At 68.3% G+C, this 16268-nt stretch carries 13 protein-coding genes; 8 read left to right on the top strand and 5 right to left on the bottom strand.

The window, feature by feature from the left end:
• Window positions 1–104: 104 nt before the first annotated feature.
• Window positions 105–1169 carry a porin gene (locus tag BM070_RS00465; protein ID WP_092936522.1) on the top strand — a complete coding sequence of 355 codons (1065 nt, stop codon included), beginning with the start codon at window positions 105–107 and terminating at the stop codon, window positions 1167–1169.
• Window positions 1170–1217: 48 nt separating this feature from the next.
• On the opposite strand, the gene BM070_RS00470 is transcribed toward BM070_RS00465, so the two are convergent.
• Window positions 1218–3284, bottom strand: coding sequence for a TonB-dependent receptor (locus BM070_RS00470; RefSeq protein ID WP_217648922.1), 2067 nt, complete (start codon window positions 3282–3284; stop codon window positions 1218–1220).
• A gap of 287 nt (window positions 3285–3571) precedes the next feature.
• On the bottom strand, window positions 3572–3907 hold the full coding sequence (locus tag BM070_RS00475; protein WP_245785058.1) for a hypothetical protein: 336 nt from the start codon (window positions 3905–3907) through the stop codon (window positions 3572–3574).
• Window positions 3908–4150: 243 nt separating this feature from the next.
• Between BM070_RS00475 and BM070_RS00480 the strand changes: the two genes are divergently transcribed.
• Window positions 4151–5647: a GGDEF domain-containing protein gene (locus tag BM070_RS00480; RefSeq protein WP_092936528.1), complete on the top strand. Its 1497-nt coding sequence runs from the start codon at window positions 4151–4153 to the stop codon at window positions 5645–5647.
• 62 nt (window positions 5648–5709) lie between these two features.
• Here BM070_RS00480 and BM070_RS00485 read toward each other — a convergent pair whose 3' ends face one another.
• Together BM070_RS00485 and BM070_RS00490 are read right to left on the bottom strand one after the other, a co-directional pair.
• Window positions 5710–6636: an aldose 1-epimerase gene (locus BM070_RS00485; protein WP_092936530.1), complete on the bottom strand. Its 927-nt coding sequence runs from the start codon at window positions 6634–6636 to the stop codon at window positions 5710–5712.
• A 98-nt stretch (window positions 6637–6734) separates the two neighbouring features.
• Window positions 6735–7673, bottom strand: coding sequence for an SMP-30/gluconolactonase/LRE family protein (locus BM070_RS00490; RefSeq protein ID WP_092936532.1), 939 nt, complete (start codon window positions 7671–7673; stop codon window positions 6735–6737).
• A gap of 122 nt (window positions 7674–7795) precedes the next feature.
• Between BM070_RS00490 and BM070_RS00495 the strand changes: the two genes are divergently transcribed.
• Complete coding sequence (locus tag BM070_RS00495; RefSeq protein WP_092936534.1) at window positions 7796–8593, top strand: SDR family NAD(P)-dependent oxidoreductase; 798 nt, start codon at window positions 7796–7798, stop codon at window positions 8591–8593.
• Window positions 8594–8619: 26 nt separating this feature from the next.
• Here BM070_RS00495 and BM070_RS00500 read toward each other — a convergent pair whose 3' ends face one another.
• Entirely contained in the window at window positions 8620–9579 is a 960-nt protein-coding gene (locus tag BM070_RS00500) for a LysR family transcriptional regulator (protein ID WP_092936536.1), read from the bottom strand.
• A 123-nt stretch (window positions 9580–9702) separates the two neighbouring features.
• On the opposite strand from BM070_RS00500, the gene BM070_RS00505 reads away from it, so the two are divergent.
• The 5 genes from BM070_RS00505 (at window position 9703) to mmsB (ending at window position 16262) form a co-directional block, all read left to right on the top strand.
• Complete coding sequence (locus BM070_RS00505; RefSeq protein WP_092936538.1) at window positions 9703–11154, top strand: aldehyde dehydrogenase family protein; 1452 nt, start codon at window positions 9703–9705, stop codon at window positions 11152–11154.
• Window positions 11155–11221: 67 nt separating this feature from the next.
• Window positions 11222–12190 carry an ABC transporter substrate-binding protein gene (locus tag BM070_RS00510; RefSeq protein WP_092936540.1) on the top strand — a complete coding sequence of 323 codons (969 nt, stop codon included), beginning with the start codon at window positions 11222–11224 and terminating at the stop codon, window positions 12188–12190.
• An 84-nt stretch (window positions 12191–12274) separates the two neighbouring features.
• Entirely contained in the window at window positions 12275–13345 is a 1071-nt protein-coding gene (gene chvE / locus BM070_RS00515; RefSeq protein ID WP_092936542.1) for a multiple monosaccharide ABC transporter substrate-binding protein, read from the top strand.
• Between the two features lie 147 nt (window positions 13346–13492).
• Window positions 13493–15010: a multiple monosaccharide ABC transporter ATP-binding protein gene (mmsA, locus tag BM070_RS00520; RefSeq protein WP_092936544.1), complete on the top strand. Its 1518-nt coding sequence runs from the start codon at window positions 13493–13495 to the stop codon at window positions 15008–15010.
• A gap of 1 nt (window position 15011) precedes the next feature.
• On the top strand, window positions 15012–16262 hold the full coding sequence (mmsB, locus tag BM070_RS00525; RefSeq protein WP_092936546.1) for a multiple monosaccharide ABC transporter permease: 1251 nt from the start codon (window positions 15012–15014) through the stop codon (window positions 16260–16262).
• The last annotated feature ends 6 nt before the right edge of the window (window positions 16263–16268 follow it).

Raw genomic sequence — 16268 nt, forward strand, 5'->3', positions numbered from 1 at the left:
GCATGCGCTGCTGCCCCCCTCACTCTCCATAACCGCTTGCGCGGGCCGCAGCGCCAGACATCCGGCGCGGCCTGGCCCTGCGCAGCCACGTCCGAAAGCACCGCATGAAACTCCAGCGCATCGCGTCGATCGCGGCCGCCTGCGCACCGATCCTGGCATCGGCGCAGACCAGCCTCACTCTCTACGGCATCGCCGATCTCGGCATCCGCCGGACCTCCGGCATGACAGCGGCCCATGCGCCCAGCCCCTCCTCGGCCACGGGTCTGTCGAGCGGCGTGGACAACACCAGCCGCTTCGGCCTGCGCGGCCGCGAGGATCTGGGCGGCGGGCTGCACGCCGTGTTCAACCTCGAAACCGGGCTGAACCTCGACACCGGCACGCAGGCCAACGGCACCAGGTTCTTCGACCGCGCGGCCATCGTCGGCCTGGCCGGCGGCTGGGGCACGGTCACCGCGGGCCGCCAGACCAATCTGCTGGCCGATGCCATCAGCCCAGTGGACCCGGTCGGCATGCGCTTCGCGTCCTTCAACCCGAACATCGCGACCACCGCCCTCAGCAGCCACGGCCTGGGTATCGAATACGGCTCGGCAGGCGCGAACAGCGGCTCCTACCGCCTCGACAACTCGCTTAAGTACGTCGGACGCTTCGGCCCGGTGACCGCACGCGCCATGTACGGCTTCGGCGAGAACGCCGCCGGCGCCAACCCGCAGTCATCCCGCGGTGCCGGCCTGGCCTACGCGGCGCAAGGCCTGACGGTGTCGGGGGCTTACCAGAACTTCAAGTCGCCAGCGGGCCTGGCCCTGGACGCGGCCACGGTGGGCGTCGCCTACCAGTTCGGCAGCATCAGGCTCGCCGCCAACACCGGCCGCAGCCAGGCCGAGACCTCTGGCACGGCGCGCACGGTGCAACGTGTGCATTCCGCCGGCGGCACCTGGGCTGCCACATCGGCCATCGATCTGACGGCTTCGGTATATCGCCTGGAACGCGAACGCAGCGGGCTGCGCGATGACGGCTACACCCGCGCCATCCTGTTCGCCGAATACAAGCTGTCGCGCCGCAGCCGGCTGTACGCCGAACTGGACCGCACCCACTGGCGCGGCGGCTACCAGGGCGCGGCCAACAAGAGCACGGCGACCGGCTTCACGGCCGGCGTCATGCACACCTTCTGATGCGGATGGCACCCTGCCCGCCGCAATGGCGGGCGGGGCGCACTGCGGCTACATCTTGAAGTTCAGCGAGACGTAGAACGCGCGGCCGGGGCCGGGCGCGAACATGGGCTGGGTGCTGCCAGCGGGCCAGAAGAAGGTGTCGTCCCAGGCATAGACGTACTTGCGGCCAGCCAGGTTCTTGACCTGCAGGTCCAGGCTCACCGTCTTGGTCAGCGCGTAGCGCACGTTGGCGTCGAACAGCACGAAGGCGCCGTACTTGCCCTTGGCGTTCAGGCTGTCGATGTAGTAGCTGCCCTGCGCGCGGCCTTGCAGGCCCAGGCGCAGCTCGGGCGTGGCGTGGTATTCAACGCCCACGTTCGAAATGTGGCGCGGCGTGGAGAACACCTCCTTGCCGGCCAGCGACGTGCCATCGCTGGCGAAGGCGCTCACCACCTTGGCTTCCTGCCAGGAATGCGAGGCCCACAGCTGCCAGCGGCCGTCGATCCTGGTCGATGCCTGCAGGTCCACGCCACGGCGGCGGGTCTGCCCCAGGCCCACGGTGGTGCCGGTGGCGGGCATGTTGGCGACTTCGTCCGTGGCGTCCTGCTGCCAGATGGCGGCGCGCATCTCGGTGCCCGGGCTGGGCGTGAACTTCACGCCCAGTTCCTTGCCCGTGTTCATGGAGGGCGCGAAGCGCGGCTGCGTCGGCGAGGTGATGTAGGCCGGCGCGCGCGAGCCGGTCAGGATCTGGAAGGTACGGCCCCAGTTCCCATAGACGCTGACCTTGTCCGTGGCGGCATACACCATGCTGAACTTGGGCTGGTTGATCCAGCCGTAGTCCTGCAGCGAACCCTGCGCGCCGGTGTTGAGCACGGTGTGGCCGGTGAAGCGGTCGGTGCGGATGCCCGGCACCAGCTTGAGCCGGTCGGTGGCCTGCACCACGGCCTGCACGTAGGCGCCCACGTTGTTGAGCGTGTAGTGGTCGTTGTTGGAAACGGCGCCGGGCACGTCGAAGTTGGTCGGCACGGCATAGGGATAGCGGTAGCGCTCGTAGGTGTTGCGCTGGCGTTCCACATTGATGCCGCCATCGACCGACACCGCCTTGTTCGCGCGCCAGGTCAGCGTGCTCATCAGGCCGTGCTGGGTCTCGTCCCAGCGGCGCACCTGCCGGGGCAGGTTGTTCAGGCTCGCGGCCTGGCTGTCGGTGAAGGTGATGCGGCGGTCGTCTTCGTAGCGGTTCAGATAGAGCTTGTTGCTGAGGAACAGGCTCGGGTCGATCTGCCAGTCCAGGTGGGCGCTCAGGTGGCGCATGTCACGGTCGTCGCCGTCGTTGGCGTTCTTGGCGGGCGACTGGTGGCGGTCACGGGCCAGCTCGGCCGCCGTCAGGAAGCCCGGCTCCTCGGCCTTGTGGGAATAGAGGCGCGCCACGATGCCGCCCTTGACCGCGCCGCTGTCCGAGGTCAGGAACCACTTGCCGCCCAGCGAATACTTGTCCGAATGGGCGTTCTGCCGGTAGCCGTTGGATTCCTGCTTGGCGAGGAAGTAGTTCTGCGCGAAGCCGCCCGATTCGCGGCCCAGCGCCAGCTGCACTTCGCGCGTGGCGTCGCTGCCGTAGGTGAAGCGGCCTTCCGTGTAGTCACCGCCCTGGCGGGTGCCGAAGTTGATGTTGCCGCCGATGTTGTGCAGGCCGTAGCGCGGGTCGTTCGTGCCGCGCACCACCTCGATGTAGTCGATCTCCAGCGGGAAGATCATGTCGATGAAGCGCTGGTTGCCGCTGTTGACGTTGCTGGGAATGCCATCGATCAGCACCTTGATGCCGTTGATGTAGCCCTCGCCGTTGAAGGCGCGGAACGTGGCCTTGCCGGACTCCGCACCCATGCGGGTTTCGGTCAGCTGGATGCCGGGCAGCTGGCCGATCAGCTCCCAGCTGTTGGACACGTTCTGGTTCTCGATCTTGTCGGCGCCCAGGATATCGACCGAGGTCAGCAAGGTATTGGGCGCCAGCGGGCCGCTGTTGCCGGTGCGCACGGACACTTCGCCCAGGGTGGAAACGGAATCGCCGGCCGTCTGGGCAGCCGCAGCGAGGCAGAGGAAGGGGGACGCCACCGCGAGGGGCAGCACTTTGGGGGAAAACAACACGAATCTCTCCGCGGACTCATGGTCCGCATGGTTCAAACACCCGGGAAGCGCCGGTCGGGCGTTGCCGGGCCGCGCCGCAGCTCGCCAAGACGGCGAGGACTGCGCACGCGGAGAAGAAAGAGGCCATGCGCCCGCACGGTGGGGGCGATGGAATCGCGGGCTGGCGTCCGACAGGGCGCAAACCCATGCCGTGACCCGGGATCAGGCACAGCCGCAGGCCGCGCCCCTGCCAGGGCGCACACCCGTCGATTCCACCGCCAGCGCCAGGGCGCGGGGCGGCCTATCTAAGCGAACGCGGAGAGAACAGGCGGAGCGCGCGGCGCAGCGAGCAGCCACGCCGGCTCGGGCAAGGGCACGAGCGCCAGCCCCCGCGGCAGCGCCGATGGCGCCTGGCGCAGGGCGGGTGCCACGCTCGCCTCGGCCCGCAGAGACGGGCACAGGCTGGCGAAATGCGCGCAGATGGCGCAGTCATCAGCCTTGGCATCCGCCGGGGACTGGGGCGATGGCTCGGAGGATTCGTCCAGCAGGTCGGCCGCAACGGCGACGGAGGCTTCGTAGGCGCGCAGATGGGCGTGCTGATGCACTGCGGGCAGCACATCGTGGCCGAACGCAGACAGCAAGGCCAGCCAAAGCCATAGCGCGGAAAACCTCTGGGACATTGACATATTGTAACAAGCGTTGGTAGACTCCCGTCCTTACGCCTGCCGCCACGCGGCTTCGCAGGCGGCAGACCAGCGCGGAGCCCTGCCGAGCCGCCGCCCGCGCCGACACCCCCTTGCAGCCCCTACCCCGCCCCCGTGCGGACCGCCCCTTTTGACCGGCCCCGATCTGCCCAGCGCACTGCATTCCGCAGGTCTTTCCTGATGCATCCCACCGAAGAAGCCCCTTCCGGACGCTCGCTCACGCTGGCCTCGGCAGGGGTGCGGGCCCTGCGGGACTTCTGCTGGGCCGCCGCCGTCGTCGTGCCCTGCGCGCTCCTCGCGGCGCTCATGACCCGGCTGCTCGGGCCGCTGTCGCTGTTCTGGCCTGCGAACGCGGTGCTGCTGGGCATGCTGCTGCGCCACCCGGAACGCGCATCGCCGGCAGGATGGCTGGGTGCCTATGCGGGCTTTCTGGGGGCCGACCTGCTGGCGGGAACCAGCCTGCCCATGACCTTGTGGCTGAACACGGCCAACATGGCGGGCGTGGCCGCCGGCTACCTCGTGGCCTCGCGTGTTCTGCCGCCCAACGTCCGCAACCTGAGGCAGCCCAGGACCATCCTCTCGGTGCTCATCGTGTGCCTTGCCAGCGCCACGGCCGGCGCCATCGTGGGCGGCGCCGCCAGCCCCGCGCTGTTCGGCCGCAGCCTGCTGGCCGGGCTGGTGGACTGGTTCAATGGCGACCTGGCGCTCTACATCCTGCTGCTGCCGGTGATGCTGGCCGCGCCCCGCACGCACCACCTGTCCTGGCATCTGCTGGCGCGCCGTGTGCGCACCCTCCGCTGGGACTGGCCTACCGTGCTGCCGGTGATCTCGCTGGCCCTCTCCCTGGTGATCGCCATCCTGGTCGGCGGCCCCGGCGTGCTGGCGCTGCCGGTGCCGGCCCTGATCTGGTGCGCCCTGCGCTACGCCGTCTTTCCCACGCTGGCGCTGACCGCGCTGCTGAGCGTCATCCAGCTGTTCTCCATCGCGGCCAGCCTGATGGTGCTGCCGGAGGGCAAGCTGCTCTACATGAATTCCGTGCAGTCGGCCCGGCTGGGCATCGCGCTGATCGCCCTGGGCCCGATGGCGGTGGCCATCGTCAACGGCGCGCGCAACGATCTGCTGCGCCGGCTGGACCACATGGCCCGCCACGACCATCTGACGGGCGTGCTGCGGCGCGGCTCCTTCATGGAGCATGGCTCCACCATGCTGGCCCGCAACGCGGCGGCCGGACGGCCCACCGCCGTGCTGATGATCGACATCGATCACTTCAAGCAGATCAACGACCGCTTCGGCCATGCGCAGGGCGACCGGGCGCTCGCCACCGTGGCGGTCGAACTGCTGGCCGGCCTGCGCGAAGGCGACATCCTCGGGCGCATCGGCGGCGAGGAATTCGCGGCCCTGCTGCCCGACACCGACGCGCGCCAGGCAGCGCTGGCCGCGGAGCGGCTGCGGGCCCGGGTCGAGGCGATCGCCGAACCGGAAGAGGCGGTCAGAGCCTTGCGCTTGCAGCCCCTGCCGCGCCTGACCGCCAGCTTCGGCGTTGCGGTCTGCCATGCGGCGACGCCGCTCACGCTGCACGACCTGCTGACCCGTGCCGATGGCGCGCTCTACCAGGCCAAGGCGGGCGGGCGCAACCGCGTGGAATTGGCAGGCCCCGCGCGCGAAACGACCGCGTGAAAACCGGAGCGTGAAAACCGGAATCGGCGGCGAGGCCGCCGCCCTCCTCGCCTGCGGGTTGCTCACCCCATCCGGCTGAAACGCCACTGCACGCGCAGCTTCAAGGTCTCGCCCTGCGCCAGCACGCGCAGCCCCGGCATGCCCGGCTGATGGAAGGCGTCGATCGGCTGCGTGATCGGCTCGAAGCAGAAGGCCGGGCCTGCGGGCGGACGGTAGATCAGGCAGAAATGCTGGTCCTCGCCCCCCTCCTGCGCGAAGTCGGGCATCTGCGCAGTCAGCTGCCAGCCCCATTCCGGCCACTCGATGCACGCCGTTCCGCCCCAGCCCACATAGGCGTTGTCGATCAGGTCGCCCTGGGCGGAGACGCCGGCATTCAGATCCCAGCCCGGCGGGAACTGATCGGTCAGCTCGGTGGGCAAGGGGTCGTCGCCACTCAGCCAGACACCCCGGACCGGCGCCGAAATGCGGGTGCCGAGCGTGCGCGGGAACCAGGGATGCAGGCCCAGTCCATAGGGCAGCGGCTCGGCGCCGCGATGCGTCACCTCAACGGATTGGTCCAGCCCGCCCTCCACCAGCCGGAAGCTCTGCAGGCAGGCATAGTCGTAGGGGTTGCCGTCGAAGCACGACGACTCCAGCGACATCTCCACGGTATCGTCGCCCGCCTGGCGCAAGCTCCAGGGCTGCAGCCAGCCGTCGCCATGGATCGGATAAGCCTCCCCGGCGCGATTGGGCTGCATGGCGTGGAACTGCCCGGCATGCGTGAAGCCGCCGCCGCTGATGCGGTTGGACCACGGCACCATGGCGAAGGACGCGAGCTGGTAGAGGTCGGGCGTGGCGCCGCTCCACGGCCGCCACAGGTCCAGCCGGCCGCGGGGGCTGCGCGGGTCGTCGATCTGCCAGGCGGCGACGCTGCCGCCCAGCGTGGGCACCAGCCCCAGATGCTGGCCGGCGTGGTGCAGCCAGACGATGGGATGGGAAGGCTCGGCCATGGCGGCTCCTTGGGTTGAGGGGGTGAGTGATGTGATCGGGGGGCCGGCGACGGGACTGCGCGCGTTGTAGCTGGCAGGCCGGCAGTCGGGCCAACGCGTCAGCCGCCGAACAGGTGGGCCGGCTGGCCGGCGACATCCAGCGGCACCGCGAACAGCGCGCCGGCCAGCGGTTCGGCCTGCAGCTGCGCGGGCGTGAGCCCCACGCGCGCCGAGGTGATGAACAGCGTGCGCAGGCCAAGCCCGCCGAAGGCGCAGTTCGTGACCTGGCTCACCGGCAGATCGATGCGCGCCAGCTCTTCGGCGCTGGCCGGATCGTGGCAGGTGACGCAGGCGCCGCCCCAGTGGGCGATCCACAGGCGGCCGTCGGCATCCGTCGTCATGCCGTCGGGCACGCCGTCTTCGGGCGCCCAGCGCTTCCAGAGCGTCCGGTTCGACAGCCGGCCGGTGGCCGCGTCGAAGTCGTAGCGGTAGGTGAGCCCCTGCACGGTGTCGTTGAAGAACATGCCGCCGCCGGACCACGCAGGGCCGTTGGTCACGGCGAACCCGTCGTCGTGCCGGGTGCAGCCGCCGTCGGCATCATGGCGATAGAGCGCGCCCGTGGGCGCCTCGCAGGCGAAGTCCATGCTGCCCGCCCAGAAGCGGCCCTGGACATCGCACTTGCCGTCGTTGAAGCGGTTGCCCTCGCGCTCGGGCTCGGGTTGGTGCAGATAGCGCGGCTCGGCATCCGCATCGGGATCGAAGAGCGCGAAACCGCGGCGCAGCGCGACCAGCAGGCCGGGCGCCCTGGCGCGTTCCGACAGGGCGGATATCTCTTCGGCGAAGTCCCAGTGCCGGGGCTCGGCGGCGGACAGATCCCAGCGATACAGGCGGCGCGCGAGGATGTCCACCCAGTACAGCGCCTGCTGCCGCTCGGACCACACCACGCCTTCGCCCAGCTCGCAACCGAGGTTCTGGAGGCACTGGACTGGCCCGGCGGACGGCCTGGTGGCGGGCTGGGTGGAGGATGGCGCGGCGCGCAGGGGCTGGCTGGAATTCACGGCTTGTCTCCGGGTGCTGCGAGGCCTCTATCGGGGGTGTGCCCCTTGACTCGGGCGATGTTATCAACGCCAATTGATGCTGTTAATGTTTATTTTTATCATTGATTGATTGCAATATTGATATGACAAATTCCAGCGCAACCCACCCCCTCACCCAGGGCACCTCGCTCTTTCCCAGCCTGCAGGGCCGTTCGGTGTTCGTCACCGGCGGCGGCAGCGGCATCGGCGCGGCGATCGTGTCGGCCTTTGCCGAGCAAGGCGCGCGGGTGGCGTTCGTCGATGTCGCGGAACAGGCCAGCGAGCAGCTGGCGCAGCAGCTGGCGGCGGCCGGCCTGCCGCGCCCCTGGTGGCGGGTCTGCGACGTGCGCGACATCGGCGCGCTGCGAGCCTGCATGGCCGATGCGGCCGCCGAGCTGGGCGACTTCTCGGTACTGGTGAACAACGTGGCCAGCGACGACCGGCACACGCTCGAATCCGTCACGCCCGACTACTACGACGAACGCATCGCCATCAACGAGCGGCCGGCCTTCTTCGCCATCCAGGCCGCCGTGCCCGGCATGCGCAAGCTGGGCGGCGGCTCGGTCATCAACCTGGGCTCGACCGGCTGGCAGGGCAAGGGCGAAGGCTATCCCTGCTATGCGATCGCCAAGTCGTCGGTGAACGGCCTCACGCGCGGCCTGGCCCGCACGCTGGGGCGCGACCGCATCCGCATCAACACCGTCTCGCCGGGCTGGGTGATGACCGAGCGGCAGATCAAGCTCTGGCTCGACGCCAAGGGCGAAGAGGAACTGGCGCGCAACCAGTGCCTGCCCGACAAGCTGCGCCCGCACGACATCGCCCGCATGGTGCTCTTCCTCGCGTCCGACGACGCGGCGATGTGCACTGCACAGGAATTCAAGGTGGATGCGGGCTGGGTCTAAGCCACCGCACCGGCACCCGCCCCGCGTCAGTCGGTTTCCAGGCGGATGCCGTACTGCACGAAGCTGATCTGCTTGAGCGCCTTGAGCATGACCTTGGCGGCGGGGGACAGCAGGCGGTCGGTGCGCGTGATGAGGCCGAAGGCATCCATGTGGCAGGGCATGGGCAGGGGCAGCACCGCCACCATGCCGTGCGCGGCGTAGTAGTGCGCCACGTCGGCCCCCACCACCGCGACCATGTCGCTTTGCTGGAGCATGCGCGTCATGAACAGCAGCGACGAGGTCTCCACCGTATCGACCGGCGGCGCCAGCCCGTCCTGGCGGAACATCAGGTCGAACCGGTGCCGCAGCACGCTGCCCGCGGGCGGCACGATCCAGCCGGCCGCCAGCACGTCGCGCAAGCTCAGCCCGCTCAGGCTGGAGAGCGGATGGCCTGGCCGTGTGATGGCGCACACCGGCTCCTCGGTGAGCGGCTCGTAGCGCAGCTGGCTCTTGTCGTGCTCCGCGAAGAGCCGCCCGACCACGATGTCGAGCCGGCCCTGCTCCAGCCGCTCCAGCAGCACCGGGCTGGTTTCGATGTCCAGCGAGATGCGCAGGCTGGGGTGCTCCTGCTTGACCAGGGCCACCGCCGCCGGCAGCAGGTTGACCCCGGGCGAGGTGATGGCTCCGATGCCCACCTGCCCGTAATGCCCCGTCTTCAGCGCGTGGATCTCGTCGTGCGCCTGGTTCAGGTTGGCCAATGCCATGCGGGCGTGGCGGATCATGGTCTCGCCGTACCAGGTGGGGCGCATGCCGCGCGGCAGGCGCTCGAAGAGGGAGACCTCCAGCACGTCCTCCAGGTCCTTGAGCAGCTTGGAGGCGGCGGGCTGGGTCATGCTGAGCACCTGCGCCGCGCGGTGGATGTTGCCCTCTTCCGCCAGCGCCACCAGCAGCAGAAGCTGCCGCGTCTTGAGGCGCGCGCGGATGAACCAGTGGTTGTAAGTGCTCATGGGGTTTTCCAGAATGCCGGGATAGATATCTATTTTGTTCAAAAAACGATTGGATTGATATTCAAATCGAACCTAGAGTCGCTGCACTTCCCGAACGCCCTCCTCCTACAGCCCTGACCTCCCATGAAGCTCGGTGACATGCAGCAGAACCCGCGCCATCTCATCAATGGCCGCTGGGAGATCGGTACGACCACCGGCGTGAGCATCAACCCCTCGGACACCCGCGAGGTCGTGGCCGAGCATGCCCGGGCCGACCGCAACCAGACCGAACAGGCCGTGCGGGCCGCGAGCGACGCGCTGGCCTCGTGGAGCCACAGCAACCCGCAGCGCCGTGCCGACGTGCTGGACCTGATCGGCTCCGAACTGCTGGCCCGCAAGGACGAACTGGGCAAGCTGCTGGCCCGTGAAGAGGGCAAGACCCTGCCCGAGGCCGTGGCCGAGGTGGCGCGCAGCGGGCAGATCTTCAAGTTCTTCGCCGGCGAGGCGCTGCGCATTCCCGGCGAACTGCACGCCTCGGTGCGCCAGGGCGTGCAGGTGGACGTGACCCGCGAGCCCGTGGGCGTGGTGGGCATCATCGCGCCCTGGAACTTCCCCTTCGCCATTCCGGCCTGGAAGATCGCCCCGGCCCTGGCCTACGGCAACACCGTGGTGTTCAAGCCGGCCGAGAGCGTGCCCACCTGCGGCTGGGCGCTGTCCGAGATCATCAGCCGCAGCGGCCTGCCGGCCGGTGCCTTCAACCTCATCATGGGCAGCGGCCGCGAGGCCGGGCAGACCCTGGTCGATCACCCGCTGGTCAACGCGGTGAGCTTCACCGGCTCCGTCGCCACCGGCACCCGCGTGCTGCAGGCCGCCACGGCCCGCCGCGCCCGGGTGCAGCTGGAGATGGGCGGCAAGAACCCGCTGGTGGTGCTGGCCGATGCCGACCTGGAACAGGCCGTCGATTGCGCGCTGCAGGGCGGCTATTTCTCCACGGGCCAGCGCTGCACGGCCTCCAGCCGCTTCATCGTCGAAGCCGGCGTGCACGACGCCTTCGTGGCCCGGCTGCGCCAGCGGCTCGCCACCCTGAAGGTGGGCCACGCGCTGGAGCGCGCCACCGAGATGGGGCCGGTGGTGGACGAGACGCAGCTGGCGCAGAACCTGGAGCACATCGCCATCGCCCGCAAGGAAGGCGCGGAGCACGTCTTCGGAGGCGAACGCCTGGAGCTCGCCACGCCCGGCCACTACATGAGCCCCGCCCTCTTCCTCGCGCGGCCCGAGCACCGTATCGCCCGCGAGGAGATCTTCGGCCCCGTGGCCTGCGTGCTGCGCGCCGACAGCTACGAACACGCGCTGGCGCTGGCCAACGACACGCCCTTCGGCCTGTGTGCCGGCATCTGCACCACGTCGCTCAAGCGCGCCATGCATTTCAAGCGCCACGCCCAAGTGGGCATGACCATGGTGAACCTGCCCACGGCGGGCGTGGACTTCCACGTGCCCTTCGGCGGGCGCAAGGATTCCAGCTACGGTCCGCGCGAGCAGGGCAGCCACGCCGCCGAGTTCTACACCACGGTCAAGACGGGCTACATGCTGGCCTGAGGAAGTTTTCACTGCAGTCGTTCGCCGATCCCGATCATCCCAACCACCAAAAAAGACAGGAGACAAGATGACGCAACTGAACCGACGCACCCTCGCCGCAGGGCTGGCCTGCGCCCCGCTGGCGGCGCTGCTGCCGCACGGCGCCTGGGCGCAGAAACCCATCGTGCTGGGCTTCAGCCAGGTGGGGGCCGAGAGCGAATGGCGCACCGCCAACACCGAGTCGATCAAGTCGGCCGCCAAGGAGGCCGGCATCGAGCTCAAGTTCTCCGACGCGCAGCAGAAGCAGGAGAACCAGATCAAGGCCATCCGCTCCTTCATCGCCCAGCGCGTGGACGTGATCGCGTTCTCTCCGGTGGTCGAATCCGGCTGGGAGCCGGTGCTGCGCGAGGCCAAGGCCGCCAAGATCCCGGTGGTGCTCACCGACCGCGCCGTGAACACCAAGGACCCGTCCCTCTACGTCACCTTCATGGGCTCGGACTTCGTGGAAGAAGGCCGCAAGGCCGGCCGCTGGCTGGTCGAGAAGATGAAGGACGGCAAGGGCGACGTGAACATCGTCGAGCTGCAGGGCACGGTGGGCTCGGCCCCGGCCATCGACCGCAAGAAGGGCTTCGAGGAAATCATCAAGGCCGACCCGAAGTTCAAGATCATCCGTTCGCAGACCGGCGACTTCACCCGCGCCAAGGGCAAGGAGGTGATGGAAGCCTTCCTCAAGGCCGAAGGCAAGAAGATCAACGTGCTCTACGCGCACAACGACGACATGGCCATCGGCGCGATCCAGGCCATCGAGGAAGCCGGCATGAAGCCCGGCAAGGACATCACCATCATCTCCATCGATGCCGTCAAGGGCGCCTTCGAGGCCATGATGGCCGGCAAGCTCAACGTCACGGTGGAATGCAGCCCGCTGCTGGGCCCGCAGCTCATGGCCGCCGTCAAGGACATCAAGGCCGGCAAGCCGGTGCCCAAGCGCATCGTGACCGAAGAAGGCATCTTCCCCATGGAGACCGCCGCACAGGAGTTCCCCAAGCGCAAGTACTGACGCCGAAGGCGACCCGGGCCCCCCAAAGGCCCAAATTTTCCGTTCCCGAGACCCATCACACCCATAAAAACCAGGAGACATGACGTGAAACGCTTCTTTCTGAAAACCGCCGCCGCCACCCTCGCCCTGGCCGCACTCGGCACCCTGCCGCTGGCCCAGGCACAGGACAAGGGCAGCATCGGCATTTCCATGCCCACCAAGTCCTCGGCCCGCTGGATCGCGGACGGCGACAACATGGTCAAGGTGCTCAAGGAGCGCGGCTACAAGACCGACCTGCAGTACGCCGACGACGACATCCCCAACCAGCTCGCCCAGATCGAGAACATGGTCACCAAGGGCGCCAAGGTGCTGGTGATCGCCTCCATCGACGGCACCACGCTCTCGCGCGTGCTGCAGAACGCGGCCGACAAGGGCGTGAAGGTCATCGCCTACGACCGACTCATCAAGGGCTCGAAGAACGTGGACTACTACGCCACCTTCGACAACTTCCAGGTCGGCGTGCTGCAGGCCCAGTCCATCGTGGACAAGCTGGGCCTCAAGCAGGGCAAGGGCCCGTTCAACATCGAACTCTTCGGCGGCTCGCCCGACGACAACAACGCCTTCTTCTTCTACGACGGCGCCATGAGCGTGCTGCAGCCCTACATCGACAGCGGCAAGCTGGTGGTGCGCAGCAAGCAGACCGGCATGAACAAGGTCGGCACGCTGCGCTGGGACGGCGCAACCGCCCAGGCCCGCATGGACAACCTGCTGTCGGCCTACTACGGCAAGGACAAGCTGGACGCCGTGCTCTCGCCGTATGACGGCATCTCCATCGGCATCCTCTCGTCCCTCAAGGGCGTGGGCTATTGCACGGCCCAGCAGCCCTGCCCCATCGTCACCGGGCAGGACGCCGAGGTGCCCTCGGTCAAGTCCATCCTGAAGGGCGAGCAGTACTCCACCGTGTTCAAGGACACGCGCGAGCTCGCCAAGGTCGCCGCCAACATGGTGGACGCCGTGCTCACGGGCAAGCAGCCCGAGATCAACGACACCAAGACGTACAACAACGGCGTGAAGGTCGTGCCCTCGTACCTGCTCAAGCCGGTGCTGGTCGACCAGTCAAACTGGAAGAAGGTCCTGGTGGACAGCGGCTACTACAAGGAATCGCAGATCAAGTAACGGGCCGGAGCGCCACCCTTTTCAGAAGGGGTGGCGCCCTCAGGCGTGGTGCAGCAGGCCGTGGCGCCCTCCAGCCGGGGAGCGCCGCCGCTGCATCAGGCCGCCCCGACGATTTACCTTCAGCGATGTCCATCGGACGGCAAGACCATGCTTCTTGAAATGCGGAACATCCGCAAGACCTTCCCCGGGGTGGTGGCCCTGGACCGCGTGAACCTGCGCGTGCAGGCCGGCGAGATCCACGCCATCGTGGGCGAGAACGGCGCGGGCAAATCCACGCTGATGAAAGTGCTCTCCGGCGTCTATCCGCACGGCAGCTACAGCGGCGAGATCGTGTTCGACGGCGAGGAACGGCGCTTTTCAGGCATCCGCGACAGCGAGCACCTCGGCATCATCATCATTCACCAGGAACTGGCCCTGGTGCCGCTGCTCTCCATCGCCGAGAACATCTTCCTGGGCAACGAAACCGCCCGGCACGGCGTCATCGACTGGATGGAGGCACACGGCAGGACGCAGGCGCTCCTGCAGAAGGTGGGCCTGGCCGAATCCCCCGAGACCCTGGTGGGCCAGCTGGGCGTGGGCAAGCAGCAGCTGGTGGAAATCGCCAAGGCGCTGTCGCGCCACGTTCGCCTGCTGATCCTGGACGAGCCCACCGCCAGCCTGAACGAGAACGACAGCCAGGCGCTGCTCGATCTGCTGCTGGAGCTCAAGAGCCAGGGCATCACCTGCATCCTGATCTCGCACAAGCTCAACGAAATCTCCCGCGTGGCCGACTCCATCACCGTGCTGCGCGACGGCAGCACGGTGGAGACCATGGACTGCCGCAGCGTGCCGGTCAGCGAAGACCGCGTGATCCAGGCCATGGTCGGCCGCGAGATGGCCGACCGCTACCCGCAGCGCACGCCCGACATCGGCCCGGTGGCCTTCGAGGTGCGCGGCTGGCAGGCCTACCACCCGCAGCGGCCCGAGGCGCCCTTCCTCAAGGGCATCGACCTGGAGGTGCGCCGCGGCGAGATCGTCGGCATCGCCGGCCTGATGGGCGCGGGCCGCACCGAGCTGGCCATGAGCCTCTTCGGCCGTTCCTGGGGCCAGCGCATCAGCGGCGAAGTGCGGCTGAACGGCCAGCCCATCGACGTGGGCACCGTGGAAAAAGCCGTGCGCCAGGGCCTCGCCTACGTGACCGAAGACCGCAAGGGCAACGGCCTGGTGCTGAGCGAGGACATCCAGTTCAACATCTCGCTGGCCCACCTGGGCGGCGTCTCCCAGGCCGGCGTGATCGACGCCGGCGAGGAATACGCGGTGGCCCAGGGCTTCCGCGAGCGCCTGCGCATCCGCTCTTCGGGCGTGGACCAGAAGACGCTCAACCTCTCGGGCGGCAACCAGCAGAAGGTGGTGCTGGGCAAGTGGCTCTTCACCCGCCCCGAGGTGCTCATCCTAGACGAGCCCACGCGCGGCATCGACGTGGGCGCCAAGTACGAGATCTACACCCTGATCGCGCAGCTCGCCGCCGAAGGCAAGTGCGTGATCGTCATCTCCTCGGAGATGCCCGAGCTGCTGGGCATCACCGACCGTCTCTACGTGATGAACGAAGGCCGCTTCGTCGCCGAGATGCCCACCGCCGAGGCATCGCAGGAAAAGATCATGCGCGCCATCGTGAAAGCCCACTGAAATGCCTTCCATGACCTCCTCCACGACTCCCACCTCTCCCGTGCATTCGGCCGCCCCTGCGGCCACCGCCGCAGCCGCGCCGGCGCGCGCCGGCCGCTCGCCGCTGGAGCACGCGCGCCACCACCTGCGCGAGTACGGCATGCTCATCACGCTGGTGGCCATCATGGCCTTCTTCCAGTACATGACCGACGGCACCCTGATGGAGCCGCTCAACCTCACCAACCTGCTGCTGCAGAACAGCTACATCGTCATCATGGCGCTGGGCATGCTGCTGGTGATCGTGGCCGGCCACATCGACCTGTCGGTGGGCTCGGTCAGCGGCTTCATCGGCGCGCTGGCGGCCGTGCTCATGGTGCAGCACGGCTGGCATTTCGTGCCGGCCACGCTGGTCTGCCTGCTGTGCGGCGGCCTCATCGGCGGGCTGCAGGGCTGGTTCGTGGCGTTCTCGCGCATCCCGTCCTTCATCGTCACGCTGGCCGGCATGCTGGTGTTCAAGGGCCTGGCGCTGGCGCTGCTGGCCGGCCAGTCGGTAGGGCCGTTCCCCGACTCGTTCCAGCGCCTGAGCTCGGGCTTCATCCCGGACCTCTTCAGCATGCAGGGCCTCAAGGTGACCTCGCTGCTGCTGGGCGTGGCCGTGGCCGCCGCCCTGGTGGTGGCCGGCATCCGCTCCCGGGCCAACCGCGTGCGCCACGGCGTGCAGGTCGAGCCCGCGGCCTTCTTCGTCGTGCGCAACGCGGTGTTCGCGGCGCTGCTGATCTATTTCAGCTACCTGCTGGCCTCGTACAAGGGCCTGCCCAACGTGCTGATCGTGATGGCGCTGCTGATCGTGCTGTTCGACTTCATCACCAGCCGCACCACCATCGGCCGGCGCATCTACGCCATGGGCGGCAACGAAAAGGCCGCCAAGCTCTCGGGCATCAAGACCGAGCGCCTGTCGTTCTACGCCTTCGTCAACATGGGCGTGCTGGCGGCGCTCGCCGGCCTGGTGTTCGCGGCGCGGCTCAACACGGCCACGCCCAAGGCGGGCCTCGGCTTCGAGCTGGACGTGATCGCCGCCTGCTTCATCGGCGGGGCCTCGGCCTCGGGCGGCGTGGGCAAGGTCATGGGCGCGGTGATCGGCGCTTTCATCATGGGCGTGATGAACAACGGCATGTCCATCCTGGGCATCGGCATCGACTACCAGCAGGTCATCAAGGGCGTGGTGCTCCTCGCCGCCGTGCTGGTGGACGTCTATCACAAGAACAAGGCCTGACCCGCC

The sequence above is a fragment of the Paracidovorax wautersii genome (assembly GCF_900113035.1).
GTDB classification, from domain to species: Bacteria; Pseudomonadota; Gammaproteobacteria; order Burkholderiales; family Burkholderiaceae_C; genus Paracidovorax; species Paracidovorax wautersii.

Excerpts from the sequence above, each read along its gene's own strand:
- BM070_RS00510 (WP_092936540.1), top strand. The coding sequence starts at position 11,222 with ATGACGCAACTGAACCGACGCACCCTCGCCGCAGGGCTGGCCTGCGCC.
- BM070_RS00500 (WP_092936536.1), bottom strand. The coding sequence starts at position 9,579 with ATGAGCACTTACAACCACTGGTTCATCCGCGCGCGCCTCAAGACGCGG.
- mmsB (WP_092936546.1), top strand. The coding sequence starts at position 15,012 with ATGCCTTCCATGACCTCCTCCACGACTCCCACCTCTCCCGTGCATTCG.
- BM070_RS00480 (WP_092936528.1), top strand. The coding sequence starts at position 4,151 with ATGCATCCCACCGAAGAAGCCCCTTCCGGACGCTCGCTCACGCTGGCC.
- BM070_RS00495 (WP_092936534.1), top strand. The coding sequence starts at position 7,796 with ATGACAAATTCCAGCGCAACCCACCCCCTCACCCAGGGCACCTCGCTC.
- BM070_RS00485 (WP_092936530.1), bottom strand. The coding sequence starts at position 6,636 with ATGGCCGAGCCTTCCCATCCCATCGTCTGGCTGCACCACGCCGGCCAG.
- BM070_RS00505 (WP_092936538.1), top strand. The coding sequence starts at position 9,703 with ATGAAGCTCGGTGACATGCAGCAGAACCCGCGCCATCTCATCAATGGC.
- mmsA (WP_092936544.1), top strand. The coding sequence starts at position 13,493 with ATGCTTCTTGAAATGCGGAACATCCGCAAGACCTTCCCCGGGGTGGTG.
- BM070_RS00465 (WP_092936522.1), top strand. The coding sequence starts at position 105 with ATGAAACTCCAGCGCATCGCGTCGATCGCGGCCGCCTGCGCACCGATC.